At 63.0% G+C, this 24261-nt stretch carries 26 protein-coding genes; 10 read left to right on the top strand and 16 right to left on the bottom strand.

The genetic code is table 11. The annotated features are described in order from the left end of the window. The first annotated feature begins 4 nt into the window (after window positions 1-4). Entirely contained in the window at window positions 5-889 is an 885-nt protein-coding gene (gene serB / locus HAD_RS01800; RefSeq protein ID WP_084331736.1) for a phosphoserine phosphatase SerB, read from the top strand. 104 nt (window positions 890-993) lie between these two features. On the opposite strand, the gene HAD_RS01795 is transcribed toward serB, so the two are convergent. From HAD_RS01795 to hflK, 4 genes are all read right to left on the bottom strand, one after another. After that, on the bottom strand, window positions 994-2445 hold the full coding sequence (locus tag HAD_RS01795; protein ID WP_035569039.1) for a Do family serine endopeptidase: 1452 nt from the start codon (window positions 2443-2445) through the stop codon (window positions 994-996). An 83-nt stretch (window positions 2446-2528) separates the two neighbouring features. Continuing rightward, a complete protein-coding gene (locus tag HAD_RS01790; protein WP_035569037.1) occupies window positions 2529-2729 on the bottom strand; it encodes a DUF2065 family protein in 201 nt (66 codons plus the stop codon). Window positions 2730-2749: 20 nt separating this feature from the next. Then, window positions 2750-3643 carry a protease modulator HflC gene (gene hflC, locus HAD_RS01785; RefSeq protein ID WP_035569035.1) on the bottom strand — a complete coding sequence of 298 codons (894 nt, stop codon included), beginning with the start codon at window positions 3641-3643 and terminating at the stop codon, window positions 2750-2752. Between the two features lie 12 nt (window positions 3644-3655). After that, the gene (hflK, locus tag HAD_RS01780) at window positions 3656-4759 is read right to left on the bottom strand and encodes an FtsH protease activity modulator HflK (protein WP_035569034.1); all 1104 of its coding nucleotides are present in this window, start codon (window positions 4757-4759) and stop codon (window positions 3656-3658) included. Window positions 4760-4853: 94 nt separating this feature from the next. Here hflK and HAD_RS01775 point away from each other — a divergent pair, with 94 nt between their 5' ends. Continuing rightward, window positions 4854-6077 (top strand): P-loop NTPase, encoded by a 1224-nt coding sequence (locus HAD_RS01775; protein WP_035569032.1) that lies wholly within the window; start codon window positions 4854-4856, stop codon window positions 6075-6077. Window positions 6078-6153: 76 nt separating this feature from the next. Here the strand turns inward: HAD_RS01775 and HAD_RS01770 are convergent, their stop codons facing one another. Next, window positions 6154-6888 (bottom strand): SDR family NAD(P)-dependent oxidoreductase, encoded by a 735-nt coding sequence (locus tag HAD_RS01770; protein ID WP_035569030.1) that lies wholly within the window; start codon window positions 6886-6888, stop codon window positions 6154-6156. Window positions 6889-6994: 106 nt separating this feature from the next. Here HAD_RS01770 and HAD_RS01765 point away from each other — a divergent pair, with 106 nt between their 5' ends. Further along, window positions 6995-7330 (top strand): winged helix-turn-helix transcriptional regulator, encoded by a 336-nt coding sequence (locus tag HAD_RS01765; RefSeq protein ID WP_035569027.1) that lies wholly within the window; start codon window positions 6995-6997, stop codon window positions 7328-7330. Here the strand turns inward: HAD_RS01765 and HAD_RS01760 are convergent. From HAD_RS01760 to HAD_RS01750, 3 genes are all read right to left on the bottom strand, one after another. After that, window positions 7327-8403 carry an MBL fold metallo-hydrolase gene (locus HAD_RS01760; RefSeq protein ID WP_035569025.1) on the bottom strand — a complete coding sequence of 359 codons (1077 nt, stop codon included), beginning with the start codon at window positions 8401-8403 and terminating at the stop codon, window positions 7327-7329. The genes HAD_RS01765 and HAD_RS01760 overlap by 4 nt on opposite strands. A 22-nt stretch (window positions 8404-8425) precedes the next feature. After that, a complete protein-coding gene (locus HAD_RS01755; protein ID WP_035569023.1) occupies window positions 8426-9334 on the bottom strand; it encodes an SMP-30/gluconolactonase/LRE family protein in 909 nt (302 codons plus the stop codon). 95 nt (window positions 9335-9429) lie between these two features. After that, window positions 9430-9969, bottom strand: coding sequence for a dihydrofolate reductase (locus tag HAD_RS01750; RefSeq protein ID WP_035569021.1), 540 nt, complete (start codon window positions 9967-9969; stop codon window positions 9430-9432). A gap of 147 nt (window positions 9970-10116) precedes the next feature. Between HAD_RS01750 and HAD_RS01745 the strand changes: the two genes are divergently transcribed. Next, a complete protein-coding gene (locus tag HAD_RS01745; RefSeq protein WP_241765280.1) occupies window positions 10117-10788 on the top strand; it encodes a hypothetical protein in 672 nt (223 codons plus the stop codon). 7 nt (window positions 10789-10795) lie between these two features. Here the strand turns inward: HAD_RS01745 and HAD_RS01740 are convergent, their stop codons facing one another. Continuing rightward, a complete protein-coding gene (locus HAD_RS01740) occupies window positions 10796-11485 on the bottom strand; it encodes an SOS response-associated peptidase (RefSeq protein WP_035569019.1) in 690 nt (229 codons plus the stop codon). A gap of 134 nt (window positions 11486-11619) precedes the next feature. Between HAD_RS01740 and HAD_RS01735 the strand changes: the two genes are divergently transcribed. Next, window positions 11620-11973 carry a carboxymuconolactone decarboxylase family protein gene (locus HAD_RS01735; RefSeq protein WP_199285836.1) on the top strand — a complete coding sequence of 118 codons (354 nt, stop codon included), beginning with the start codon at window positions 11620-11622 and terminating at the stop codon, window positions 11971-11973. A gap of 10 nt (window positions 11974-11983) precedes the next feature. Here HAD_RS01735 and HAD_RS01730 read toward each other — a convergent pair whose 3' ends face one another. Beyond that, complete coding sequence (locus tag HAD_RS01730) at window positions 11984-12778, bottom strand: thymidylate synthase (RefSeq protein WP_035569018.1); 795 nt, start codon at window positions 12776-12778, stop codon at window positions 11984-11986. 63 nt (window positions 12779-12841) lie between these two features. Between HAD_RS01730 and HAD_RS18490 the strand changes: the two genes are divergently transcribed. Both HAD_RS18490 and HAD_RS01725 read left to right on the top strand, forming a co-directional pair. Beyond that, complete coding sequence (locus HAD_RS18490) at window positions 12842-13024, top strand: hypothetical protein (protein ID WP_156942124.1); 183 nt, start codon at window positions 12842-12844, stop codon at window positions 13022-13024. Further along, window positions 13021-14550, top strand: a complete 1530-nt coding sequence (locus HAD_RS01725; protein ID WP_035569016.1) for a pilus assembly protein — start codon at window positions 13021-13023, stop codon at window positions 14548-14550. The genes HAD_RS18490 and HAD_RS01725 overlap by 4 nt, the downstream gene beginning before the upstream one ends. Before the next feature lie 3 nt (window positions 14551-14553). On the opposite strand, the gene recF is transcribed toward HAD_RS01725, so the two are convergent. The 5 genes from recF to HAD_RS01700 form a co-directional block, all read right to left on the bottom strand. Next, entirely contained in the window at window positions 14554-15669 is a 1116-nt protein-coding gene (gene recF, locus HAD_RS01720) for a DNA replication/repair protein RecF (RefSeq protein ID WP_035569014.1), read from the bottom strand. Window positions 15670-15735: 66 nt separating this feature from the next. Next, a complete protein-coding gene (gene dnaN, locus HAD_RS01715; protein ID WP_035571432.1) occupies window positions 15736-16857 on the bottom strand; it encodes a DNA polymerase III subunit beta in 1122 nt (373 codons plus the stop codon). A 188-nt stretch (window positions 16858-17045) separates the two neighbouring features. Further along, window positions 17046-18539, bottom strand: coding sequence for a DnaA ATPase domain-containing protein (locus tag HAD_RS01710; RefSeq protein WP_162177459.1), 1494 nt, complete (start codon window positions 18537-18539; stop codon window positions 17046-17048). Between the two features lie 622 nt (window positions 18540-19161). Beyond that, window positions 19162-19425, bottom strand: coding sequence for a 30S ribosomal protein S20 (gene rpsT, locus HAD_RS01705; RefSeq protein WP_035569012.1), 264 nt, complete (start codon window positions 19423-19425; stop codon window positions 19162-19164). Window positions 19426-19550: 125 nt separating this feature from the next. Then, window positions 19551-20333 (bottom strand): enoyl-CoA hydratase-related protein, encoded by a 783-nt coding sequence (locus tag HAD_RS01700; protein WP_035569010.1) that lies wholly within the window; start codon window positions 20331-20333, stop codon window positions 19551-19553. 286 nt (window positions 20334-20619) lie between these two features. On the opposite strand from HAD_RS01700, the gene HAD_RS01695 reads away from it, so the two are divergent. Further along, entirely contained in the window at window positions 20620-21996 is a 1377-nt protein-coding gene (locus HAD_RS01695; RefSeq protein WP_035571428.1) for an ABC1 kinase family protein, read from the top strand. A gap of 19 nt (window positions 21997-22015) precedes the next feature. On the opposite strand, the gene HAD_RS01690 is transcribed toward HAD_RS01695, so the two are convergent. Beyond that, window positions 22016-23290: a cytochrome P450 gene (locus HAD_RS01690; RefSeq protein ID WP_035569008.1), complete on the bottom strand. Its 1275-nt coding sequence runs from the start codon at window positions 23288-23290 to the stop codon at window positions 22016-22018. A gap of 96 nt (window positions 23291-23386) precedes the next feature. On the opposite strand from HAD_RS01690, the gene HAD_RS01685 reads away from it, so the two are divergent. Beyond that, entirely contained in the window at window positions 23387-24058 is a 672-nt protein-coding gene (locus HAD_RS01685; protein WP_051595836.1) for a TetR/AcrR family transcriptional regulator, read from the top strand. Next, window positions 24055-24234 (top strand): rubredoxin, encoded by a 180-nt coding sequence (locus tag HAD_RS01680; protein ID WP_034761866.1) that lies wholly within the window; start codon window positions 24055-24057, stop codon window positions 24232-24234. Before HAD_RS01685 ends, HAD_RS01680 begins: the two co-directional genes overlap by 4 nt. Window positions 24235-24261: the final 27 nt, after the last annotated feature.

The following is a 24261-nucleotide window of genomic DNA, read 5'->3' as shown; positions in this document are numbered from 1 at the left end:
TGACATGAGCCTCAGGATCGTCGCCGTCGCCGCCATGGATGCGGCGAAGCTGGAAGCGGAAGTTTCGGCTGAGCTTGGCCGCGTGGCCCCGTCGCGCGCGCTGGGCAGCGTGGACGGGCTGGTCGCGCTGGAATGGCAGCTGCCGGGCGATCAGGACCAGGCCGCCCGCATGCGGGCCCGGCTGGCGGAGCGGGGCCACCCGGTCGATACCGCCGTGCTGCCGGCCGCAAGCGGCCGCAAACGCCTGCTGATCTCCGACATGGATTCCACGATCATCGGACAGGAATGCCTTGATGAACTGGCAGATTTTGCCGGCTTGAAGGCGGAAGTGTCGGCCATCACCGAGCGCGCCATGCGCGGCGAGCTGGACTTTGAAGGCGCCCTGACAACCCGTGTCGCCATGCTGAAAGGCCTCGGCCTCGACGCCCTGGAACAGGCCTATTCGGAGCGGATCACGCTGAACCCCGGCGCGAAAACGCTGGTCGAGACGATGAAAGCGGACGGGGCAGAAACTGTATTGGTGTCGGGCGGCTTCACCTATTTCACCTCCCGCGTCGCGGCGGCGGCAGGCTTTCACACGCATCGCGGCAACACGCTGGTCGATGACGGCAAGGCCCTGACAGGGGAGGTCGGCCGCCCGATCCTGGGCCGCGAAGCGAAACTGTCCGCGCTGGACGAGTTCGCCGCGGCGAAAGGCATCGGCCGCGACGAGGTGATCGCCCTGGGCGACGGGGCCAACGACCTCGCCATGATCAAGGCGTCGGGCCTCGGCATCGCCTATCATGCCAAGCCTGTCGTGGCCGCCGAAGCCCATGCGTCGATCGAGCATACGGACCTGCGCGCCGCGCTCTTCTTCCAGGGCTATGAGGCGAGCGAATTCCTCGGCTAGGTGTTGGATAAGTCCGGCTTCCGGACAATCACAAACACCCTCTATGGACCTTCTATGGACACTATATAGCGCCCGTTTCGCGTCCTTCCTGCGGTGCGCGGGGCTTACTTGCCAAGGTCGACGCTGAGGAACTGATCGAACCAGCCGGCATCGCCGCGGCGTTTGACGCGGACCAGCAGCGGCTCTGCCGGATTGGCGCGGGCGGCTTTCACCTTTTCCAGCGTATCGGTCACCGTGGCGACACGTTCGAAATTGATCTCGATGATCACGTCGCCGCGCACCAGTTTGCCATAGGCGGGCCCGCGGGCGGAGACGGAGGTGACGACAACGCCTTCGACGTCTTTCGGCACGCCATAGCGGCGGCGGATGTCATCGTCGAGGCTGGAAAGGTCTGCGCCGAGATCATTGGCACTGGCGGGCAGGTCCGGCAGCTGGGTGGTGTCTTCGGGGGTCTCTTCCTGAAGCTCGCCCATGGTGACGGTGAAGGTGCGGGCGCGGCCATCGCGCACCAGACGGACGGGCACGCTCTTGTCGATCGGCGTGTCGGCGATGACGCGGGTCAGTTCCCGCACACTGGCAACCGGCTGGCCGTCGAAGCTGAGGATCAGGTCACCGACTTCCAGTTTCGCCTTGTCGGCCGGGCCGTCATCGGTGATGCGGGTGACGATCACGCCGCCCTTGCCGGAGGCGCGATAGGCGCGGACCAGCGCTTCATCCGCATCCTGAACATTGACGCCCAGCCAGGACCGGCGGATGCGCCCGGACTTGATCAGTTCGCCCGTGATCCGGTTGACGAGGTTCGACGGCACCGAAAAGCCGATACCGACCGAGCCGCCCGTGGGCGAGATGATCGCCGTGTTCACGCCGACGACTTCGCCGCCGAGATTGAACAGCGGGCCGCCGGAATTGCCCCGGTTGATGGCCGCGTCGGTCTGGATGAAATCATCCGAACGTCCGGCATTCAGGTCGCGGTTGCGGGCCGAGATGATGCCGGCGGACACAGAGCCGCCAAAGCCGAACGGGTTGCCGATGGCGATCACCCAGTCGCCCACTTCCGCGGCATCGCTGTCGGCGAAGCTGACATAGGACAGGGGGGTGTCGGATTTCACCTTCAGAACGGCGAGGTCTGTATCCCGGTCCCGTCCGACCAGTTCGGCGTCCAGAACGCGGCCATTGGCGAAATTCACTTCGATCTCGTCTGCCCCGTCGATGACGTGATTGTTGGTCACGACATAGCCGTCGGCGCTGATCACGAAGCCGGAGCCGAGCGAGCCTTCCCGGCGGAAGCCGTCTTCGTCGCGGCCGAAGAAATCATTGAACCGTTCCATCGGCGAGCCCTCCGGAAAGGTGGGCATGCCTTCCGGCGCGACGGTCTTGGATGTGGAGATATTCACCACGGCCGGCATCAGCCGTTTCGACAAGTCACGGAAACTTGCCGGGCGGTCCCTCTGGTCGAGGCCTTCAACCGAACGTGACAGGCTCTGCTGCGCGGCGGCGGGGGCCGCCAGTGGGACGGAAACGAGAAGGGCAAGGGCGGCAAGAGCCGGAAAACGCATGGGACTTCGGCTTCCTCTGCGGGCGGAATAAGGAACTTATTGTATCGCAGACTATGGCGCTTTGCGGGCAAGGCGCAACAGATTCAGCCCAAGTGAACTGCAAGCCAGATCAGCACGATCCCGACGGCCCCGCCGACAAGGCCCGCCATGGTCAGCTCCCGGGTGCTCATCTGTGTGACGAGAACGGCGAGGCGTCGCATGAAGTCCGGGGCGACCGCATAGGCCGCCCCTTCAAGCAGAAACCACATGCCGACACCCGCCAGCAGGATCAGTGGCAGCGTCATGGCCAATTAACTCCCTCAGATCACTTGGAGTTCTTGCGAGCGGCCGCAATGAACTCGTCGCACAGGCCGAGATTTTGCGGGCCGACGACGATCTGCGTGGTGCCTTTCTTCAGCCCCTGTTCGCAAGCGATCAGGGCACGCTGGAAGCGGAAGAATTCGGGATCGCGGCCATAAGCGCTGGCATAGATCTCGTTCCGCTTGGCATCGCCTTCACCGCGGATCTCTTCAGATCTCTGGTTCGCTTCGGCGAGGATCACCGTCTTGTCGCGATCGGCCTTGGCGCGGACGGCCTGGGCCTGCTTGTCGCCATTGGCGCGGATCAGCTCGGCTTCCTGGTTCCGGGCGGCTTCCATGCGGCGGAAGACACGCTCGGAGACGTCCTGCGGCAGGTCCGCCCGGCGGATGCGCACATCGATGATGTCGATACCGCGGCCGGCGATGGAGTCCGACAGGTTCTCCCGGATCTCGTCCATCAGCTTGGCCCGCTGGCCGGAGATGATCTCCTCCGGCAGCTTGTTGGCCAGGGCGTTCCGGATGGCCGTGTTGGTGAACTGCGACAGCTGGTTCTCGGCCACGCGCTGCGTCTGCAGGCGCTGGTAGAAGGCCAGTGGATCAGAGATCTGGTAGCGCACGAAGGCGTCCACGATCAGCTGTTCCTGGTTCGAGGCCAGAACTTCGATGTTGGGAATGTCGAGCCCGATATTGCGGCGGTCATATTTGATGACGTTCTGAACGAACGGCAATTTCATTTTCAGGCCGGCCTGGTTCTGCCCGGGGGCATTGTAGGCGGCCTGCGCCTTACCAACCTGCAGGACGAGGGCCTGTTCGGTCTGGTTGACGATGAAAAAACTGTTCATGCCGACAATCAGCGCCGCGGCGGCGATGATTAGGGCGAAGATACCAAGTCCACGCATGATGAATCGCTCCTATTGGCTGCTGCGGTTGGGGTTGACCGGCAGGTATGGCACCGCGCCGGAGTCGGAATCGAGGATCACCTTGTCGGTGTTGCCAAGGACGCGTTCCATGGTCTCGAGATACATCCGCTCGCGGGTCACCTGAGGTGCCTTGCGGTATTCGTCGAGGATGGAGGTGAAGCGGGCGGCTTCACCGGTCGAATTGGCGATCACCTGCTCGCGATAGGCTTCGGCGTTTTGCAACACCTGCTGGGCCTGGCCTTCTGCACGCGGGATGATGTCGTTGGCGTACTTGTTGGCTTCCTGGATGGCCTTTTCGGCATCCTGCCCGGCATTGACCACGTCGATAAAGGCCTGGCGCACCTGCGCAGGGGCGGCCGCTTCCTGGATTTCGACGTTCTGCACCTGAATACCCGCGCGATAGTCGTTCATCAGGGCCTGCAGTTGGGCCTTCACCTGTTCGGAGATCGTGGTCCGGCCCGTGGTGATGACGTCATTCAGGTCCGATTTGCCGACCACTTCGCGCATCACGCTCTCGGCGGAGGCTTTCAGCAGCTCGCTGCCGCCATCCACGTTGAGGATGAAATTCTCCGGATTGGCCGGATCGTAGAACCAGAACACGCGGAAGCGGACGTCGACGATGTTTTCGTCGCCGGTCAGCATCAGGGCTTCATTGGCGTTGTTGCCGATCTGCGTTTCCTGCTGCTTCTCGGACGGCATGACGACATGCGTCTCGATCGGGGCAGGCAGGTGGAAGTGCAGGCCGGGCGTGAAATTCGTCTGCCACTGGCCGAAACGGAACACAGCGGCGCGCGAGCCTTCGTCGACCACGACGACACCCGTCATCAGCCAGGCAATGAGTGCGATGCCGGCGAGCACAAGGACGCCGAGCGGGCCGAAATTCGGGCCAGAGCCGCCGCCTTTGCGCCGGCCACCGCCGCCGCCATTGCCGCGACCGCGGAAACGCTCCTGCATCCGGCGCATCTGGTCTTCCAGGTCACCGCCGCCATTGCCGCCGGATGGGCGCTTCCAAGGGGAGTTGCCGTCGCCCCCTCCCTTGTCGTCGCCACCGCCGCCCCATGGGCCGCTACCTTTTGTTTTATCATCCCAGGGCATGGCCCCTCCTGTTGCGCGTGTTCGCTTCCATATAGGTGCTTTGCTAATAAGTGCATGCCCTTTTCGGGGCATCAAGGGATAGAGGGTCGCGGTCATGTTCGGTTCCAAGGGGAAAACCCGGCAAAAACAGGCAGATGCAGTCATGAAGGCGCTTGGCAGCCCGGACTGGCTGGAGTCTGTCAGCGTCGATGAGAGCGGCCGCGCCGTGCTGGTGATCGTCGCCGACCCGGCCGATACGGCGGGCGCCGAAGCGCTGCGGATGGAAGCCGAGGGCAAGGCGGGCCTCGTTCCGGGGGTGGAATCGGTCACCACCGTGCTGACCGCAGAGCGCCAGCAGGGGGCCGCGCCCCGCACGCACACGCATGCGCCCGCCGCGCCAAAGGGCCAGCCCAAAGGCCGTTCAGAGCTGCTGAACCTGACCCCGTCGCCGCGCCGCGTGCAAAAAGGCGCGCGCCTGTCGGACGAGGCGATGCAGCAGGGCGCGCCGCAGCGTCAGCAGGGGAGCGTCGCGAAAATCCCCGGCATTTCCCGCATCCTGGTCGTCGCCAGCGCCAAGGGCGGGGTCGGCAAGTCCACCGTTTCGGTGAACCTGGCTGCCGCCCTCGCGAAAACCGGCATGAAAGTCGGCCTGCTGGACGCCGACGTCTACGGCCCGTCCATTCCCACCATGCTCGGCACCCAGGGGGCCGAGCCGAAGGGGTCGAAGAACAAGAAACTGGTGCCGGTCGAGGCGCACGGGCTGAAGACGCTGTCGATCGGCTATCTGTCAGATCCGGATGCGCCGATGATCTGGCGCGGGCCGATCGTCATGTCGGCGATCACGCAGATGCTGAACGATGCCGAATGGGGCACGCCGGAAGATCCGCTGGACGTGCTGGTGATCGACACGCCGCCCGGCACGGGCGATGCCCAGCTGACCATCGCGCAGAAAGTGCCGGTCACCGCCGCGCTGATCGTGACGACGCCGCAGGAAGTGGCCCTCGCAGACGTGCGCCGCGGCGCGGCCATGTTCACCAAGACCGCCGTGCCGGTGATCGGCCTTGTCGAGACGATGAGCTATTTCCAGGACCCGGCCGGCAACAAGCATTACCTGATGGGCCATGGCGGCGGCCAGCGCATGGCCGATGCGCTGGGCCTGCCGCTGCTCGCCGAAGTGCCGATGCTGCAGGCCATCCGCGAAGGCGGCGACAAGGGCGTGCCCGCTGCCATCGGCGATGAAGAAACCGCGCAGGCGTTCCACGAGCTTGCCCGCAAGGTCGCCATCGGCCTCGACACGCTGGAAACCAAGGCGCCACCCGAGATTGTGTTCGAGGATTAGTCCGTCCGGGGCCGGTCTTCGGACATGGCGGCAGGCCTGCCATGTTCCGGGGCCAGCCCCGTTGATCTGCGGCGGCTCAAACCTGGGCGAGGCCGCCATCCACGAACACTTCGCTTCCGGTCATGTAGCTGCTGTCAGCCGAGGCGAGGAAGGCGGCGACCGCAGCGGTCTCGTCCGGCTGCCCCAGACGCTCGAGCGGGCTGGATGCGCCGATCTGCGTCATCACGTCTGAACCGATGTCGCGCATGACCGTTTCGGTTTCCGTGCCGCCGGGTACCAGGACATTGATGCGGATGCCGGTGCCCCGGAGATCCTGCGCCCAGCTGCGGGCGAAGTTCCGGACCGCCGCTTTCGATGCGCTGTAGACGCTGAAGGCGGGCGTGCCTTGTACGCCAGTGGTTGAGCCGGTGAGAATGATGGAACTGCCGGGCTTCAGCAGCGGCAGGGCCTTTTGTACAGTGAACAGAGTACCCTTCACATTGACCCCGAAGGTGCGGTCGAACTGTTCAGGCGTTATGTCGCCGAGCGGTGCCAGATCGCCCAGTCCGGCATTGGCGAACACGATGTCGACCTGGCCGTGCGCCTTTGCGATCGCATCGTACAGGCGGTCGAGGTCTTCCGGATGCGTCACATCGCCAGCGACCGCGTGGGCCTGCGGGCCCAATTCCCGGACGGCCGTATCCAGAACATCCTGACGGCGTCCGAACAGGTAAACGGTGGCGCCGTCCTCAATAAACCGGCGGGCCGTGGCGAAGCCGATCCCGGAACCACCTCCGGTGACGACTGCGATTTTTCCTTCAAGCTTTTTCATGTCCAATCTCCTTTCATGTTGGAGACGGTTAGCTGGGCGGCCACTTACTTTTGGACAAGTATGCACCATTTGGTAAGTATGAAAGAAAATTTGCGAGGCTGAAACGATGAAACCTTTTATCTGCGGACTGGACGCTGCGCTCCGCCTGATCGGCGGCAAGTGGAAACCTCTGATCCTGTTCTTCCTGGCCCGGCAGCCGATGCGGTATGGCGAGCTGAAGCGGAGCATTGAAGGCGTCAGCGACAAGATGCTGATCCAGCAGCTCAAGGAAATGGAATACCACGGCCTTGTGAGCCGCACCGACCACGGCGAAGTGCCCCCGCGCGTGGACTATGCTCTGACACCTCTGGGCAAAAGCCTCAGCCAGACCCTCGTGCCGCTTTGCGAATGGGGCGAACAGCACCAGGGCGCCATCGCCGACGCACTGGCAGACCCGGCCTAGTCCAGCCGCCTGCGCTCGATCTTGTCAGAGCCTGCCGGCAGGACAAACGCCATGCCGTCTTCGCCCATCAGGATCGGGCCGTCGAAGGCTTTTTTCGTGCCCTTCATGAAGGCGGGGTAGAGGAGGCGGCTTGGCTGGGCCGGGACGATGTGGCTGAAGACGAGCAGGCCTGCGCCGGCCTCGCTGGCCACTTCCGCGGCCTGGACGGGGCTGGTGTGGTAATCCGGAATGTCGTTCATGATCTTTTCCAGACGCTTGGCGCCGAGCGTGTCGAGCCGGCTGGCGACCTCGCCGACCATTTCATCGTTCAGCGCCTCGTGCACCAGCACGTCCGTGCTCCGCGCCAGATCGATCAGGGCCTGATCCTTCTTCGTGTCGCCCGAAATCGTCACCGAGCGGCCCTTGTAGTCGAAGCGGTAGGCGACCGCCGGATGCACCGGGCTGTGGTCCACCGGCACGGCGGTGATGATCAGGCCGTCCCGCTCATAGACGCGCACGGCGCCGCCATCGGTGGTGAAGGGGAAGGCTTCTGCGCCTGCACCGGACGGCGGCACGACCTCGGCCCCATGATGCGCGATGCGGTAGACCGCATCCTGCGCATAGGCCTCGTTGAAGCCCGCCGCGACCCGTTCCACACCTTCCGGGCCGTAGAGGGCCAGCGGCGTATCGGCCCCGCCCGCGGCCCAGTGCTGCAGCATGACCTCGCCGAGCCCGTCGATATGATCGGAATGGAAGTGCGTCAGGAACGCCGCCTCCACCCGGCCCCAGGGCAGGGAGAACTCACCGAATTTCCGGCCGGAACCTGCACCCGCATCGACGATGAAGACACGATTGCCTGCCGCGACGACCGTCATCGGGCCGGCCCGGTTCGGGTCAGGCAGGGGGGAGCCGGTGCCGACCAGGACGACCATCAGGCCATCCGGGACGTCTGCCAATGCGCTTTTCCCGGCATTCTTCTTGACCGCGCTCCTGAAAGCCATTTCTCCGATCTGTACACTGAATACGGTGCGGGCAACTGCCCCGGTCACCAATAGCAGCGCCAGAATAACCAGAACCGGCCTCAGGTATCGCATTGTCGTCCCCCAGCCTGACAGGTCAGGCGTTGAAATTGAGTGTCAGGCCGGGTTCCGGCCATCGGCATTTGATCAGGTTTCCCGTCCCCGACAGCGTGATGTAGGCATCGCGCATGTCGTCTCCGCCAAAGGCGATATTGGTGACCAGCAGGTCCGGGAAGGCGATGTGGCTGAACTCACCTTCGGGTGTGATCGTGGTGATGCCGCCATTCAGGATGGTTGCTACACAGACATTCCCGGCCGCGGTCATGCCGAGGCTGTCGAAATATTGCAGGCCGGGCATGGTGGCGACGACGCGGCCGCCATTCAGCGGGCTGGCTGGCTTGATCACGCCGGGGCTTTCCAGGTCGAACGCCCACATGCGGCCGGTCATCGTGTCGGCCATGTAGACGGTCTGCTCGTCAGGCGAGAGGCCGACGCCATTGGGGCTGGAATAGTGGAAGTCGAGCTCCTTCGCTTCGCTGGCGCCCTTCGCCAGGAAGTAAAGCCCGCCAAAGTCGCGGTGACGGGAATAGGTCTTGCCATGGTCAGTGAAGTAGAGATTGCCGGCCTTGTCGAAGACGAGGTCGTTCGGGCCGGTCAGCTTGTTGCCGTCCACCGTGTCCAGCACGCGCTCGACCTTGCCGGTCGACAGGTCGACCCGTTCGATGCGGCCGCCATCATAGTCCGGCGGGCAATTGCCGGGGATCAGCATGCCGTCCTGTTCGTGATAGAGGAAGCCGCCATTGTTGCAGACCCAGAGCGCGCCATCCGGCCCGATGGCGAGGCCGTTGGGGCCGCCGCCGGGCGTCGCGATCACTTCGGTCTTGCCGCCATCCCAGCAGCGCGTGATGCACTTCTTCTCGATCTCCACCACGATGATGGAGCCGTCGGCCATGACGACCGGGCCTTCCGGAAAGCGGAGACCGCTCGCGACTGTTTCATATTCCATGTTTTTCCTCCCATAGAAGGAGGCCACCCTATGCGCGTGTCAGCGAAACTGCAATCTGGCAGTCAGAGTGTCAAATGTTTTCGCAGGCAGGCCCGTCAGGACCGGGGCGAGACCGCCAATTGCCGGTCCATGCGCACAATGGAAAACGCATGGTCGTTGCCGTCACCTGCCGGGTAGCTGGCCAGGGTCTCGCTGGACCACTCGCTCCCGCGCAGCTCGGGGAAGAAGACATCGCCTTCGGGATTGGCGTCGACTTCGGTCATGAAGATCCGGTCGGCATAGGGCAGGGCAAGGTCGTAGATCGTGGCGCCGCCGATCACGAAGACGCACCCGGCGCCTTCACGGGCCGCGACGGCCCGGGCGGCATTGATCGCGGCCGGGAAGCTCGAATAGACCCGCGCGCCGGGTGCGTTATAGGTCCAGTCGCGCGTCATCACGATGTTCTCGCGGCCTTTGAGCGGGCGGAATGGCAGGCTTTCCCAGGTCTTGCGCCCCATCAGGATCGGGCAGCCCATGGTGACCTTCTTGAAAAAGGACAGGTCATCCTTCAGGCGCCAGGGCAGGTCGCCCTCATTACCGATCACATTGTTGCGGCCGCGGGCCGCGATAAGGCAGACGTTCAAATTGTCCGGCATGGTGGCAACACCTTTGTTGCGAGGTTCCTGTCGGGTTGAGTTGGGGGTGGGCCCAGCACCGGAAGGTTGTGGCCGCTAGGCGGGCGCAAAAGCAAGGCTTGCAACTCAGTCTCACCTGCCAATAATGCGATCCATTCGGGGAGCTTCGTGATTAATACTTTGATTTCAGTGCTTACGAACGGGCACGCAGAGCAGCTGTTGCCTGCGCTGGTGGCGCTTCTGCTTACATTCAGCGCGATCTGGATGCTCAAGGGGCGCTTCTGGGCCATTATTTACGTGGCCCTGATTCCCTTCCTGAACTGGTCGTTCGGGGTCATTCCCGAGTTCCAGGTCATCGAACCGCATCAAAGCGCCCTGTTCGCGCATGGCGTGTCGCTGCACCCGATGACAATGGTGACGGGCATGGTGTTCGTTGTGCGCGATTTCGTTCAGCGCGAGATGCACCACCGGGTGCTCATCGCCATGGCGCTCGCGGTGGGCTGGTCGTTCTATTACGCCTGGCCGGTGATTGCATTGGCCAGCGGCGTGGCCTTCGCCATTTCCGAAGGCGTGGACTGGCTGATGTTCACCTTCACCAAATACCGCCTGTCGACGCGGATCCTGCTCTCCAGCCTGTTTGCGGCGCCGGTGGACACGACCGTGTTTCTTTACGGCGCAGACCTTGCCAAGCAGATGGAATTCGGGGCCGAGCCTGGCAATTCCCTGCATTTCTGGAACTGGATTGTCTTCGTGATCGGCAAGATGGTCGGGGCGGTGATTGTCTCGGTTGTCATCAGGCGGCGGGAGGACCTTGGCCTGACCGACCCGAAGGAATTGTGACCCGCGCTCAGACTTCCTCGATCAGTTGCGGGCCCTGGTTGCGGACATTGCCGACCGCAGCGCCGACGGGCCAGGCATGCATGGCGTCGGTGGGGTAGGGCTCGAACAGTCTTTCCACCTCCCGCGTGGAAGCGGTCAGCCAGCGCGAATAATTCTGCGGGTCTATGATCACCGGCATCCGCGTGTGCAGCCCGGCCATCAGATCGTTCGGCTGGGTCGTGATGATCGTGAAGCTGTCGATCTCCGACCCGTCGATCATGGCGCGGTCCCACAGGCCCGCAAAGCAGAACCAGCGCCGGTTGCGCAGTCCGATCGCAAAGGGGGTGCGTTTGCCCTTCGGCCCGGTCCACTCATAGAAGCCGCTGGCGGGCACGAGGCAGCGCCGGTGGCGGAACGAGCCGCGGAACGTGTTCGATTCCTGCAGGCCCTCGGCGCGGGCATTGAATGTGGAGAATTTCTTCTCCTTCAGCGGCTGGTGCCACCAGCTGGGCACGAGGCCCCACATGGCCGGCGCCATCTGACGGGATCCGGCCGGGTCCGGCTCTCCCTCCGGTGTCAGGCGGATGATCGGGACATATTGGGTCGGCGCGATATTGTACGCCGCTTCCGGCGGCTCCACGCCGAGCGGCTGGATGATCGACAGGGCTGCGTGATATTCCGCCCAGGTCACGCCATGTCTGAAAAATCGTCCGCACATGCCGGCAGCGTAGAGGTGCCCGGCGCGCCTGCCAATCGCGATCTGACCGCTGCGGGCCTCATCCGGTTAAACCCTTATTGATGAGGCCACTTTAAGCTCCCAGCTAGAGACCAGCACAGACGACAGGAGCGAACATGAGCATGGGAACCAAGGATTTTGCCGCCATTACCGGCTCCATCAGCCAGGGCATTGGCGGGCTGCGGTCCGCTGGCGCCGCAGAGACGGTGAACCAGTTCAACGCCATGTCGAAAGCCGCCCTCGAAGACGGCGCGCTCGACAAGAAGACCAAGGAACTGATCGCGCTGTCCATCGGCGTCGCCAAACAGTGCGACGGCTGTATCGGATTCCACACCAAGGCGCTGAAACGCCTCGGCGCAACCGATGGCGAAGTCGCCGAAGCGCTTGGCATGACGGTCTACATGGGCGGCGGCCCGGCCCTGATGTATGCGGGCGATGCCTGGAACGCCTGGCAGGCGCTGAAGGACTAAGCTGGAGTCATCAGACTGCGACCGGCGCCTTGATGTGAGCGTGGGCCTGGTAGTTCTCGACCGTAAAGTCCTCGAACTCCCAGCCGAACAGGTCCGTCTTGTCCGGATTCATGCGCATGGTCGGCAGGGGCAGCGGCTCCCGCGAGAGCTGCAGCTCCGCCTGTTCGACATGGTTCAGGTAGAGATGGGCGTCGCCGAACGTGTGAATGAACTCGCCCGGCTTCAGGCCGGTCGCGCGGGCCATCATCATGGTGAGCAGCGCATAGGAGGCGATGTTGAACGGCACGCCGAGGAAAATGTCGGCTGAGCGCTGGTAGAGCTGGCAGTTCAGCTTGCCGTCCATGACATTGAACTGGAACAGGCAGTGGCAGGGCGGCAGGGCCATCTCGTTCACATCGGCCGGGTTCCAGGCGGACACGATCAGGCGGCGGGAATTCGGATTGGTGCGGATCTCGTCCAGCACCCACTGGATCTGGTCGATTGTCCGCCCGTCCGGTGCGGCCCAGCTGCGCCACTGCTTGCCATAGACCGGGCCGAGATCGCCGTTCTCGTCGGCCCACTCATCCCAGATCGAGACCTTGTTGTCCTTCAGGTACTTGATGTTGGTATCGCCCTTCAGGAACCAGAGCAGCTCGATGATGATCGAGCGCAGGTGCAGCTTCTTTGTGGTTACCATCGGGAAACCATCTTCGAGGTTGAAGCGCAGCTGGCGGCCAAAGACTGCCCGTGTGCCCGTGCCTGTCCGATCTCCTCGTTCGAAGCCGTTCTCGAGCGCGTCCCGCAGAAGATCGAGATACTGTTGCATGGCTCCGGACTCCTAAGCTTCTCTGGCGTATCGCAAACGAACGGTCTCTAGCGTGATTCCCGTTTGCGCACCTCCCTTGCCGCGCATTCGCCGGGCGGTGCAGGCCGCGGCGGGACCTGCATGGTTAAATCAGCTTTGCAGGCAAACGGGAAATTCACCAGCAAAACAGAACCGCCACGCAATCAAAAGCGTGCATTCTTTTCCAAAATCCGGGTGGCGGAGCTGGAAAAATGCATTCTCGAATGAAGATTCTGCAACAATTTGTGCGTCGGTATCAGCAGGATACCGGCGGTAACATCATGGTGCTGATGGCCCTGATTATCGTGGCGATCATGGGGCTGGCCGGCTTTGCGATCGATCTGCGTTTCACGATCTCGCAGAAGGAAAAGGTCCAGTATGCGCTGGATTCAGCCGTTCTGGCGGGCGCGCTGGAACGCCAGAAAGGCAAGACCGAGACGGAGGTGATCGCTGAAGTCCGCGAATATGCCGGGGCCCTGATCGACATGCAGGGCGGCGGCATGACCTGTTCGGCGATTGGCGTTGTGATGGACGATGTCAGCGAAGACATCTCCGCAAACATTTCCTGTGCGCAGCCGACATTCATTTCGCAGATCATGGGCCGGGATCATCTGGACTTTAACGTATCGACCACATCGACCTATTCGGTCGGCAAGGTGGACGTGGCGTTCGTCTTCGACGTTTCGGGCTCGATGAACAGCTATAACCGCCTGTCGCTTCTCAAGACGGCCGCCAATGCGGCGTTCGATACGCTGCTGCCGGACGATATGCCGGACGACAAGACAATCCGTATCGCGATCACGACCTACAACAATGCCGTCAATGCCGGATCCTATATCAATTCGGTCACCGACGGCGTGTCGCTGGCGGCAGATGCCTCCAATATTGCCGCATCGGCGAATTTCAATTCGTACAATGGCAAGCGGATGTACGACTCGTCGACCGGCAAGCGGTTCTTCTATTACCAGACAGGCACCTGCACGGATTACGGGTATTGCGACCAGTACTCCAACTGGGACTGGGATCCGGCCCGGCGCAACTATTCCGATGTTTCGGTGCCGTCTTCCTGTGTCTATGAACGGACAGGCAGCCAGGCCGACACGGATGCGGCGCCCGGCTCGCTCGCCTGGATCGGCGCGGCCAATCCGGAATGGTATTTCAGCTACAGTGACCGCAACAAGTATCGCGGCTGGCAGGAAGTCGCCTATGGCGGCGCCAACAGCAATACCGGTGCGTTTCGTAACAATTATGCCACATGCCGCGATTCCGGACCTGTTCCGCTGACGGACAACAAGGCGTCGCTGAAAGCGCATGTGAACAGCCTGACGGCAGGCGGTGGCACCGCGGGCCATCTCGGCATCGCCTGGGGCTGGTACCTGATCTCGCCGAAATGGTCGTCGATCTGGCCGACGGAGTCCAAGCCGTGGAACTATGATGAGGTGAACGCCACCAAGGCCGTGATCCTGATGACCGATGGTGACTTCAACCGCGAACATCCATCCGCCGCCAAGGATTCGTTCCATCAGGCCATGGACCTGTGCGATCAGATGAAATCCTCGCCGTCCAAGGTGACCATTTACACGGTCGGCTTCCAGGTGCCCGATAGCGTGCAGAAAACCGGTGACGGACGCACGATCCTTGAATACTGCGCCACCAGCCCCGCCTTCGCCTATTCGGCGGCGGATGGGGACCAGTTGCTGCAGGTGTACAAGGAAATCGCCCAGTCGATCGCTGACCTGCGCATCAAGAGCTAGGCCCTAGTTTTCCGCGGTCACCGTGCCGTCTGCCACGTGCAGGGCCTGGGCACGGTCGCCGAAACTGTCGAACAGGAATTTCTCCGTGCCGGTCAGCCAGGCCTGGCCGCCGAGGGCGCAGATCTCGTCGAACAGGGCTGCGCGCCGGTCGGGGTCGAGATGCGCGGCGGCCTCGTCCAGCAGGAGAAGCGGCGGCGGCCCGTCGCGTTCCGCCTTGAGCGCAGTTGCCGAGGCGAGGATCAGCCCGATCAGCAGGGCCTTCTGCTGCCCGGTCGAGGCGTCTTTCGCCGGGGCGCCTGTGGGGCGGTGAATAACGGCGAGGTCAGAGCGGTGCGGACCTTCCAGCGTGCGGCCGGCGGCCATGTCCCGGCGGCGGGAGGTGCGCCAGGTCTCGGCAAGCATTTCGAAAATCGACTTGAAGTCGTCGCCCCGCGTGGCGGCCTGTTCGGCGGCGCCTTCGAGGGAAATATCCGCCTTGGGAAAATGCCCTTCCGGCCGGGCTTCGATCGCGGCCTGCAGGGAGTCCATGACGTGCGCGCGATTGATCGCGATCTCCGCTCCGCTTTCGGCAAGGCGCGTTTCAATCGCATCGGCCCAGGCCGGGTCGACATGGCCGCGTTCCAGCAGGGCATTGCGCTCGCGCATCGCCCGCTCATAGCGGCTGGAGGCGCTGGCATGTGACGGCGTGTGGGCCAGCACCAGCCGGTCATAGAAGCGCCGCCGGTCACTGGCACTGCCGCGGAAGACGCCGTCCATGTTCGGGGTCAGCCAGACGATGCGGACAATCTCGGCCAGTTCGGTCGCCGTGGAGGGGGCCCCGTCGAGGCGCACAACGCGTTTGGAACTGCCCCCGGAAGTGTCCAGCGTCACGCCGACCTTGTGCTCATCGGCCAGGGTTGCCGCCACCGTCCAGCTGCCGGCAGAGCCCGAGCGCGCCATGTCCGGCAGGGTGGAGGACCGGAGGCCCCGGCCCGGGCCCAGCTGGCTCACGGCTTCCAGAAGGTTCGTCTTGCCCGCGCCATTGGCGCCATAGAGGCAGACATGCCGACCATCCAGCGGCAGGGTGAGGGACGCATAATTGCGGAAATCCGTGAGCGACAGTCTCGTTAAGGCGGTCATGTCGTCAGGCGGCCATAGTGTGGGGCGTCATCATCCTCAGGAGTCTGGCCGCTCCTTGTCAGGAAATCAGACGCGCAGCGGCATCAGCACATAGCGGGCCGAGTCGTCGGACGGGTCCAGAACGAGGGCGGGGGAGGCCGGATCATTGAACATGAACTCGGCTTCCGGAGCCTCGATCTGACCGGCGATGTCGAGCAGGTATTTGGCGTTGAAGCCGATTTCCATCGGTTCGTCGCCATACTCGGCTTCGAGTTCCTCATTACCGGCACCGGTCTCGGCGTGGTTCACCGCGAGGACCAGCTTGCCTTCCGACAGGGACAGTTTGACAGACCGGGACCGCTCTGCCGAAACGGTCGACACGCGGTCGACCGCCGCTTCGAACGCCTTGTTGTCGATCGTCAGCTTGCGCGTGTTGCCCTTCGGAATGACGCGGCCATAATCCGGGAACGAACCATCAATGAGTTTCGACGTCAGCGTGGCGCGGCCGGCGCGGACGACGATCTTCGTATCCGACACCTCAATGTCGACCGGGCCATCCAGCCCGTCGATCAGGCGGCGGGCTTCGCTCACGGCCTTGCGTGGCACGATTACGCCTTCCAGCCCGGCAGAGCCGTCCGGCGCCTTCGCCTCGGCCAGCGCCAGGCGGTGGCCGTCGGTCGCCACGGCGCGCAGCACCGGCTTGCCATCGGCATCGTCGGTCGTGTGCAGGAAGACACCGTTCAGATAATAGCGCGTTTCCTCGGTCGAGATCGCGAAACGGGTCTTGTCGATCAGGCGGACGAGATCCTTGGCGTCGAGCGCAAACTTGATGGCGCTGTCATCGGACGTCATGGTCTGGAAGTCGGAAGCCGGCAGGGTGGGCAGCTCGAAATGCGAGCGGCCTGCCTGGATCGACAGGCGCTGGTTCTCGGGTTGCAGTTCCAGCTCGACCTCGGCGCCGGCGGGCAGTTTGCGCACCACGTCGAACAGCGTGCCGGCCGGGGCCGTCACGGCGCCTTCGCTGGCCACCTTGGCCGGGGCGCTGTCGACCGCTTCGATGTCGAGGTCGGTCGCGGTCAGCCGCAATTCGTTGCCTGAGGCCTGCAGCAGCACGTTGGACAGGATCGGGATCGTATTGCGCCGCTCGACCACGTTTTGCACGTGGGAGAGTGCGTTGAGGAGGTCGCCGCGTTCGATCGTCAGTTTCATCGTGTTTCCGTCCATCCCGGGCAACGCTGCCGCTGCCCGCTAAACCCTGTTGCGTCTGCCTGCTGGTCTGTCCCGTCGATACATGCCGATGGAATCAGCCCGCTCCCGGGAAGGGAACGGGCTGAGAACACTTAAACATCCATACGAAAAAGCCAAGCGTTGATCGCGGTCCCGGCTCAATCAGTTCGTTAATGGTTGCCGGTGGCCTGCAGTTCGAGGATCGCAGCAGCCACGCGTGCGATGTCGGCGGCCAGTTCCGGATCCTTGGGCAGGGCCTTGGTCAGCTTCCGGTGTGCATAGAGCACGGTGGTGTGGTCACGCCGCCCGAAGGCACGTCCGATCTGCGGGAAGGACTTATGGGTCTGCTCCCGGCACAGATACATGGCGATCTGGCGTGGATAGACGACTGTGCGGGCCTTGGACGGGCTTTCGAGGTCGGCCTTCGAGACGTTGAAGACTTTCATCGCCGCCTTTTTCACCAGTTCGATCGTCGGGGCGCGCACTTCACCTTCCATGCGGCGGATGACCCGTTCCAGCATGTCGGATGTCGGCGCCATCGTGCCGAAGCCTGCCTCGGTGAAGAGGTTCCAGACAGCGCCGGTCAGTTCCCGGCCGGGGCCGCGGATGCCGGTATGGATCCGCTCGATCAGCGCCTCGTCCAGCACGAAGTCCGGATGGGCCTCTGCGATGTGGCGGGCCAGGCGGCGGATGATCTCGCGCCGCATGTCCTCGTCCGGCAGCTCCACCTCAACCACGGTGGCGCCTTTCAGCTCGCTCATCATCCGCGGGGAGAAGCCAGCCAGTTCGCCCGGTGTCTTGTCTCCGGCGAGGACGACATTACCGCCCTGTCCGGTGACTTCACGGATGTTCTGGAACAGCTCGGTCTCCGTTCCCGGCTTGCCGGAAATGCGGTGCAGATCGTCGATCAGCAGGATGGAGGCCGCCCGCAGGCGCTTTTTCAGGGCGCTCGTGTCCTTGGCCTTCACGCCGTCCGTATAGGCGGAGAGGAATTCCTCTGCCGTCAGGTACACGACCGTGGCGTCCGTATTGGTTTCCAGCGCACGGGTGCGCAGCGCCAGCAGCGTGTGCGTCTTGCCGGTGCCCTGCGGGCCGGAGATCAGGTGAACCTGTGTCCCGACCGGCTGGCCATCGGCCACGCGTTTGGCCAGTTCCACCGAAATCGCGTTCGATTTTCCGGTCACCAGCGTCCCGAACGTCATTTCCGGCGCACCGGAGGAGGGACGCGGCCCGCTGGTCGGTGTCCCGCCATCATTGCCGCCGGATCCGCTTCCGGCCCCGCCTGCAGCCGCTTCCGGCGTCGCGTCGGCCCACGGATCCTCGACGATCGTGCGCAGGTCTGCGCCTGCTTCTTTCCAGCAGACCAGCCGGATATCGCGCCGGACGTCGTCATGCTCCTTCCAGATACGCTGGAGGATATGACGGTGATCCGCGGACACACGATCATAGGAAAGGCGATCCCGTGCAGCGATCACGATCTTGCCGTCAACTTCTGCGATCAGTTTCAGATCGGTGATCCACCGTTCGAAATCCGCAGTGGAGAGGACCTCCTTGAGATGTTCCCGGACGGCTTGCCAGATGGCCTGGCCGGGAAGGCTGGAGATCTTCTTGTTGGTATTTGAATCTACGCTGGCTGGAGTGTCAAAGAGTCTGTTTCGGTCCATGCCGAGCCCCATTTTTTTGTTATCTGTTACAGCCACCAAACCGGCACGCAACACCCCTGTCCAGTTACCCGAAACTGGCCCCGAAAATACTCCGTACAGGGATGTTTATCGTTGGTAAACTCAAGGTACCGACGGGCGGTTTCAAAGACAAGTGTATCTTTTTTTGTACGGCCGTGATTGGCGTGTTGACTCTTTCCACAGCACCCTTGTGAGGGGAAAAAACCTATATGGCACAACGGTTTTTTATTCCCGACAAAGCCTGCATTTTTTTTGAAGTGAGTCTTTGCGTACAAAGGTTCACTTTTGTTCTGTCAACACGGATTCATCAATATTGGCTGTGTAATTCTCATCAAAAACAGGAAATATTTTGGAACGGTTTCAGGACTTCCCGTGATCGTGCATTCGTGCAGGGGGCGAGGCGGCGAGACCTGCATAATCGCATTTCTGTAGGTTGTTCGATCATATCCGTGACACTCAAGCGGGCAGTCGCTGACCATGAATTGGGCGCAGGGAAATAAAAGACGGAAAGCGAATGCCGGGCAAGAAAAAACCCGCCGGGCGAGAGGCCGGGCGGGTTTGTTTCTTGCCGGTGGTCCGGCCCGAATGTTTAAAGCGGCTGGCCTCAGGCCATCGACTTAACACGGGCAGCCAGGCGCGAGACTTTTCGCGCAGAAGTGTTCTTGTGCATGACGCCTTTGGTGACGGCACGCATCAGCTCTGGCTGGGCAGCCTTGAGCGCATCTGCGGCAGCGGTCTTGTCGCCCGAGGCAATGGCTTCTTCGACCTGACGGACGAATGTGCGCACGCGCGAACGCCGGGCCTTGTTGACCTCGGTGCGCCGCTCGATCTTGCGGACCATTTTCTTGGCGGAACGGGTATTAGCCATATCAAACTCCTGTTGCCCGAGGGGCGACCCTCAGGCTGAAGGCGCGGAGATACATAAAGGCCGGTTGGGCGTCAACCGGAGAGTCCCGTCCAGGGCGGGAAAAATGCATCTGGCCGTCCTTGTTCTTACTTGTCGCGGAAATGCGCCGACCGTTTTTCAACATAGGCGGCCATGCCCTCTTTCTGGTCCGAGGTCGAGAAGAGGGACTGGAAGAGACGCCGTTCGAACTGGATGCCCTGCGAGAGCGGGGTCTCGTAGGCATAGTTCACGGCTTCCTTGGTCATCATGGCGCCGGCCATGGGCATCGAGGCGATGGTGCGGGCGAGGCTGCGTGCCTCGTCCATCAGGTCCTCGGCCTTCACGACCCGGCTGACCAGCCCGAACCGTTCGGCTTCGCCGGCATCCATCAGGCGGCCGGTGAGGCAGAGTTCCATCGTTTTCGACTTGCCGATGGCGCGTGTGAGGCGCTGCGTGCCGCCTGCGCCGGGCATCACGCCGAGACGGACTTCCGGCTGGCCGAACTTGGCATTGTCGGCCGCCAGGATGATGTCGCACATCAGGGCCAGTTCGCAGCCCCCGCCGACGGCATAGCCCGAGACGGCAGCGATGATCGGCTTGCGCAGGCGGGCCGTCCGCTCCCAGTTCCGGGAGATAAAGTCCTCATAATAGGACTCCGGGAAGGTCTTGTCCTTGATTTCATTGATGTCGGCGCCGCCGGAGAAGGCCTTTTTCGTGCCGGTCAGGATGACACAGCCGACCTTGTCTTCCTTGTCGCAGCGGTCGAGCGCGCTGGTCAGGTCGTTCATCAAGGCTTCGGACAGCGCATTCAGCGCGTCCGGGCGGTTCATCTGGATCACCGCAACGCCGGTATCCTCGTCAAACTCTGTAAGAAGCGTATCGTAGGGCATGGAAAGGGTATCCTTTCTTTGGCCGCAAAACTGTCCACGGGACAGCACAGGGGCCCAGTATGATGATGTCTTGGTTAAGAAGGGATTGGCATGGCCGGACGGGCCGGCGGGTACCTCGTGTGGTTAACCGTGCATTACGGGCCGGTCATGAATTCGAGGGGCGCGCTATAACGCCGCTGGATCGGCTTGTCACCCCATGGCGGCAGAATGCGGATGGAGCGTTCATTTTGCCCTGCGGCGGCGCAAACCCTGTGCTAGTCTCGTGCGTACACTCTATATGAGTGACATGAGCGACACATCCGGCCCGTCTGGCGGCCCACCCTCCGATCCTGAGCGCAACCGTCTGACGGGGCGGCTGACCCGCACGGCGAAAGTCGGGGCGAACCTGTCCGGCGCAGGGCTGACCTTCGCGGCGCAGAGCCTGTTTGGCGGCGACCAGGGCGACGAGAAGATCGCAAAGGCGCTGGCCGCGGCCCTCGGCAAGTCGAAAGGCCCGCTGATGAAGGTGGCGCAGATGCTGTCCACCGTGCCGGACCTCTTGCCCGAGAAATACGCCGCCGAGTTCGCCCAGCTGCAGGCCGAGGCCCCGGCCATGGGCTGGCCCTTCGTGCGCCGCCGCATGCGGGCAGAGCTGGGCGGAGACTGGCAGGGCCGGTTCGCAGACTTCGGCCACGAGGCGTCACACGCCGCCTCCCTCGGCCAGGTCCATGCCGCGACGCTGCATGACGGCCGCAAGGTCGCCTGCAAGCTGCAATATCCGGATATGGCCAGCGCCGTGGAGAGCGATGTCGGCCAGCTCAAGACCGTGCTCGGCCTCTTCAAGCGCATGGACGGCTCGATCGACCCGACCGCGATGGTGGAAGAGATTACCGACCGCCTGCGCGAGGAGCTCGATTACGCCCGCGAGGCCAAACACATGGAACTCTACGCGCGCATGCTGGCGGAGAAGGACTTCGTGCAGGTGCCCGAACCGGTAGAGGAGCTCTCCACGCCGCGCCTCCTGACCATGACCTGGCTGACCGGCCAGCGCCTCACCGCGTTCGAGGACGCCCCGCAGGAGACGCGCAACCATATCGCCGAAATGCTGTTCTGGACCTGGTGGGGCCCGATGAACACCTACGCCGTGATCCATGGCGACCCGCATCTCGGGAACTATCAGGTGACCGGGGAGGGGACGGGCCTCAACCTGCTCGACTTCGGCTGTATCCGCGTTTTCCCGCCGGTCTTTGTGGAAGGCGTCGTCGATCTCTATCGCGCCCTCCAGAAAGAAGACTTCGACGCGACCTATGCGGCCTATGAGAAATGGGGCTTTGACGGCCTGTCGAAAGAGCTGGTCGAAGTGCTGAACATCTGGGCGCGCTTCATCTATGGCCCGCTGCTGGACGACCGCGTGCGCAGTGTCGCCGATGGTGTGACGTCCGGGGAATATGGCCGCAAGGAAGCCTTCGCCGTCCGCAAGCTCCTGAAGGAGAAGGGCCCGGTGAAGATCCCCCGCGAGTTTGTCTTCATGGACCGCGCCGCCATCGGCCTCGGCGCCGCCTATCTGCGCCTCGGGGCGGAGCTGAACTATTGCCGCCTGTTCGAGGAAAGCCTTGAGGGCTTCTCCGTGGAGGCGGTCGCAAAAAGACAGGCCGACGCCCTGAAAGCCGCCGGCCTGAACTGAAGCGTGTGGGGCGAGAGCCCTAGGTCATCTTGAACTTGATCGGGATGCTCTTCGGTCCGGAGACGAAGTTCGCCTGCACACGGCTTGGCGTACCGTTCAGTTCGACCGATTGCAGGCGCGGCAGCAGCTCTTCCCACAGGATGCGCATTTCCATCCGGCCGAGGTGCTGGCCGAGGCAGACATGCGCGCCATAGCCGAAGGCGACATGCTTGTTGGGTGAACGGTCGATCCTGAAGCTGTAAGGATCGTCGAACACGTCCTCGTCGCGGTTGCCGGACGGATAGGCCAGGAACAGCCAGTCATTCTTCTTGATCTGCTTGCCGTGGACCTCGGTGTCGGCGGTCGCCGTGCGCATGAAGTGCTTCACCGGCGTTTCCCAGCGGATGGATTCTTCCACCATGGACGGGATCAGCGAGAGATCGTCCTTCAGTTTACGGAACTGGTCCTGGTTTTCCGCCAGCGCCCAGAGCGCGCCGCCGGTTGTGTTGGAGGTCGTGTCATGCCCGGCCGTCGCGGCGATGATATAATAAGACATGGCTTCGAGGTGGCCGAGCGGCTTGCCGTAGACTTCACCATTGGCGATCACGCTGGCGAGGTCTTCGCGCGGATTCTTGCGGCGGTCTTCGGTCATTTCCACGAAATAGGTGAAGAAGTCCGCGACCGTGGCCTGGATGTTGGCGAGGCCGGTATCGGAGTCGGTGACTTCTGCGCCCGAGCGGTTCACTTCCGGATCCTGCGCGCCGAACAATTCCTGCGTCAGCTTCAGCATGCGCGGTTCGTCAATCTCCGGCACGCCCAGCACTTCCATGATGACGTGCAGCGGATAGAGGAATGCCACGTCGCGGGCGAAGTCGCACTCGGTGCCCTTGTCGGCCATCTTGTCGATGAAGCCGCGGGCGATCTCGCGGATGCGGTCTTCCAGCTTGCGCAAATTCTGCGGCATGAACCAGGCCTGCGTCAGGCGGCGGTACTGCATGTGGTCCGGATTATCCATCTGGACGAGCGAGCGGAGCAAATTGGGCGAGCCGCCCATCATCTCGCGGACTTTCTTGTCCGTCTCGATATTGGTCAGCGTCGCGGAGCGGTCTTCATTATGGAAGAGGTCGTTCTGCTTCTCGATGTTCTGGATGTCGGCATGTTTGCTGACCACCCAGAACGGGTCGAACCCTTCGATCTCGGCCACATCCAGCGGGGCATTCTTGCGCAGCCAGGCAAAGGCTTCGTGCGATCGGTCCCAGTCGGCATAGGCCTTCGGATCAACAACGGCTTCGGCGATATGGGCGGGTATGGTCATGCGTTCCTCCGGTCGTGGGAGCGGCTTTTGGCTCCCGGTTGGAACAGGCTCTAACATATACTTGCTATACAGCCAACAAATATGTTAGGCGGAGCCATGTCAGAAGCGCCCACAGCCTCGCCGACCGATCCCGCCGCCCCGGACAGTGGCCGGCTCACACAGGCCGAACGGCGCGAACGGTCCGAGCAGGAATTGCTGGAAGCGACGATGCGGGTGGTGTCCGCAAATGGCGTGGCCGCGGCCACCTTCGATGCCATCGGGAAAGAGGCGGGCTACTCCCGCGGGCTGGTGACGCAGCGCTTCGGGTCCAAGGACGGGCTGATCCGCAGCCTCATCAGCGCCCTGCATGGCTGGCAGCGGGACGCGCTGGATGAGGCGGATGTGGAGCGCATGGACGGCCTTTCCGCCTTGTGTGCCTTTGTCGACCTGCACTGCCGGTCGCTGGACGGGCGGGAGGAAGACAAGGCGTATTACATGCTGCTGGCCGCGGCCGTGGCCGACCGGCTGGAAACCCGCGCCGCCTTTGCCGAGTCGCACGAGGTCGAGCGCGTGCTGATCCGCGGCCTCATCGAGCGCGGGCAGGCCGAAGGCAGCATCCGGAAAGATGCCGATGCCGATGCCACCGCCCTGATGGCGGGGTGCGCCCTGATCGGCATTCGCATGCAAAACATGATCGACCCGGGCACGGAGATCGCACCGATACGGGATTCACTGATCCAGTCGCTGCGCGCCCGCCTGGCGCCGGTCCGAGGAGGAGGGAAGGAATGAGCGAGGCACCCTACAAGGTCTGGCAGTGCCGCACCTGCGGCTATATTTATGAAGAAGAGCATGGCGACCCGACCGAGGGGCTTGCGCCCGGCACCCGTTGGGCCGACATTCCGGAGGATTGGGTCTGTCCGCTCTGCGGCACGCCGAAATCGGACTTTGACATGATTGAGCTCTAGGGCCTTCGCCCTCACGGGCCAGAGGGA

The sequence above is a fragment of the Hyphomonas adhaerens MHS-3 genome (assembly GCF_000685235.1).
GTDB classification, from domain to species: domain Bacteria; phylum Pseudomonadota; class Alphaproteobacteria; order Caulobacterales; family Hyphomonadaceae; genus Hyphomonas; species Hyphomonas adhaerens.
The sequence above is the reverse complement of the archived record's forward strand: the minus strand, read 5'-3'. Positions and strand labels throughout refer to the sequence as shown.

Coding starts and splice junctions, on each gene's coding strand:
- dnaN (WP_035571432.1), bottom strand. CDS start 16,857: ATGAAACTGACGATCGAACGCGGCGACCTCCTCAACGCACTCTCCCAC.
- hflC (WP_035569035.1), bottom strand. CDS start 3,643: ATGCGTGGACTTGGTATCTTCGCCCTAATCATCGCCGCCGCGGCGCTG.
- HAD_RS01740 (WP_035569019.1), bottom strand. CDS start 11,485: ATGTGCGGACGATTTTTCAGACATGGCGTGACCTGGGCGGAATATCAC.
- HAD_RS01775 (WP_035569032.1), top strand. CDS start 4,854: ATGTTCGGTTCCAAGGGGAAAACCCGGCAAAAACAGGCAGATGCAGTC.
- HAD_RS01685 (WP_051595836.1), top strand. CDS start 23,387: ATGTCAGAAGCGCCCACAGCCTCGCCGACCGATCCCGCCGCCCCGGAC.
- recF (WP_035569014.1), bottom strand. CDS start 15,669: ATGACCGCCTTAACGAGACTGTCGCTCACGGATTTCCGCAATTATGCG.
- HAD_RS01730 (WP_035569018.1), bottom strand. CDS start 12,778: ATGCAACAGTATCTCGATCTTCTGCGGGACGCGCTCGAGAACGGCTTC.
- hflK (WP_035569034.1), bottom strand. CDS start 4,759: ATGCCCTGGGATGATAAAACAAAAGGTAGCGGCCCATGGGGCGGCGGT.
- HAD_RS01755 (WP_035569023.1), bottom strand. CDS start 9,334: ATGGAATATGAAACAGTCGCGAGCGGTCTCCGCTTTCCGGAAGGCCCG.
- HAD_RS01795 (WP_035569039.1), bottom strand. CDS start 2,445: ATGCGTTTTCCGGCTCTTGCCGCCCTTGCCCTTCTCGTTTCCGTCCCA.
- HAD_RS01750 (WP_035569021.1), bottom strand. CDS start 9,969: ATGCCGGACAATTTGAACGTCTGCCTTATCGCGGCCCGCGGCCGCAAC.
- rpsT (WP_035569012.1), bottom strand. CDS start 19,425: ATGGCTAATACCCGTTCCGCCAAGAAAATGGTCCGCAAGATCGAGCGG.
- HAD_RS01790 (WP_035569037.1), bottom strand. CDS start 2,729: ATGACGCTGCCACTGATCCTGCTGGCGGGTGTCGGCATGTGGTTTCTG.
- HAD_RS01735 (WP_199285836.1), top strand. CDS start 11,620: ATGAGCATGGGAACCAAGGATTTTGCCGCCATTACCGGCTCCATCAGC.
- HAD_RS01770 (WP_035569030.1), bottom strand. CDS start 6,888: ATGAAAAAGCTTGAAGGAAAAATCGCAGTCGTCACCGGAGGTGGTTCC.
- HAD_RS01695 (WP_035571428.1), top strand. CDS start 20,620: ATGAGCGACACATCCGGCCCGTCTGGCGGCCCACCCTCCGATCCTGAG.
- HAD_RS01700 (WP_035569010.1), bottom strand. CDS start 20,333: ATGCCCTACGATACGCTTCTTACAGAGTTTGACGAGGATACCGGCGTT.
- HAD_RS01710 (WP_162177459.1), bottom strand. CDS start 18,539: ATGGACCGAAACAGACTCTTTGACACTCCAGCCAGCGTAGATTCAAAT.
- serB (WP_084331736.1), top strand. CDS start 5: ATGAGCCTCAGGATCGTCGCCGTCGCCGCCATGGATGCGGCGAAGCTG.
- HAD_RS01690 (WP_035569008.1), bottom strand. CDS start 23,290: ATGACCATACCCGCCCATATCGCCGAAGCCGTTGTTGATCCGAAGGCC.
- HAD_RS01680 (WP_034761866.1), top strand. CDS start 24,055: ATGAGCGAGGCACCCTACAAGGTCTGGCAGTGCCGCACCTGCGGCTAT.
- HAD_RS01725 (WP_035569016.1), top strand. CDS start 13,021: ATGAAGATTCTGCAACAATTTGTGCGTCGGTATCAGCAGGATACCGGC.
- HAD_RS01760 (WP_035569025.1), bottom strand. CDS start 8,403: ATGCGATACCTGAGGCCGGTTCTGGTTATTCTGGCGCTGCTATTGGTG.
- HAD_RS01765 (WP_035569027.1), top strand. CDS start 6,995: ATGAAACCTTTTATCTGCGGACTGGACGCTGCGCTCCGCCTGATCGGC.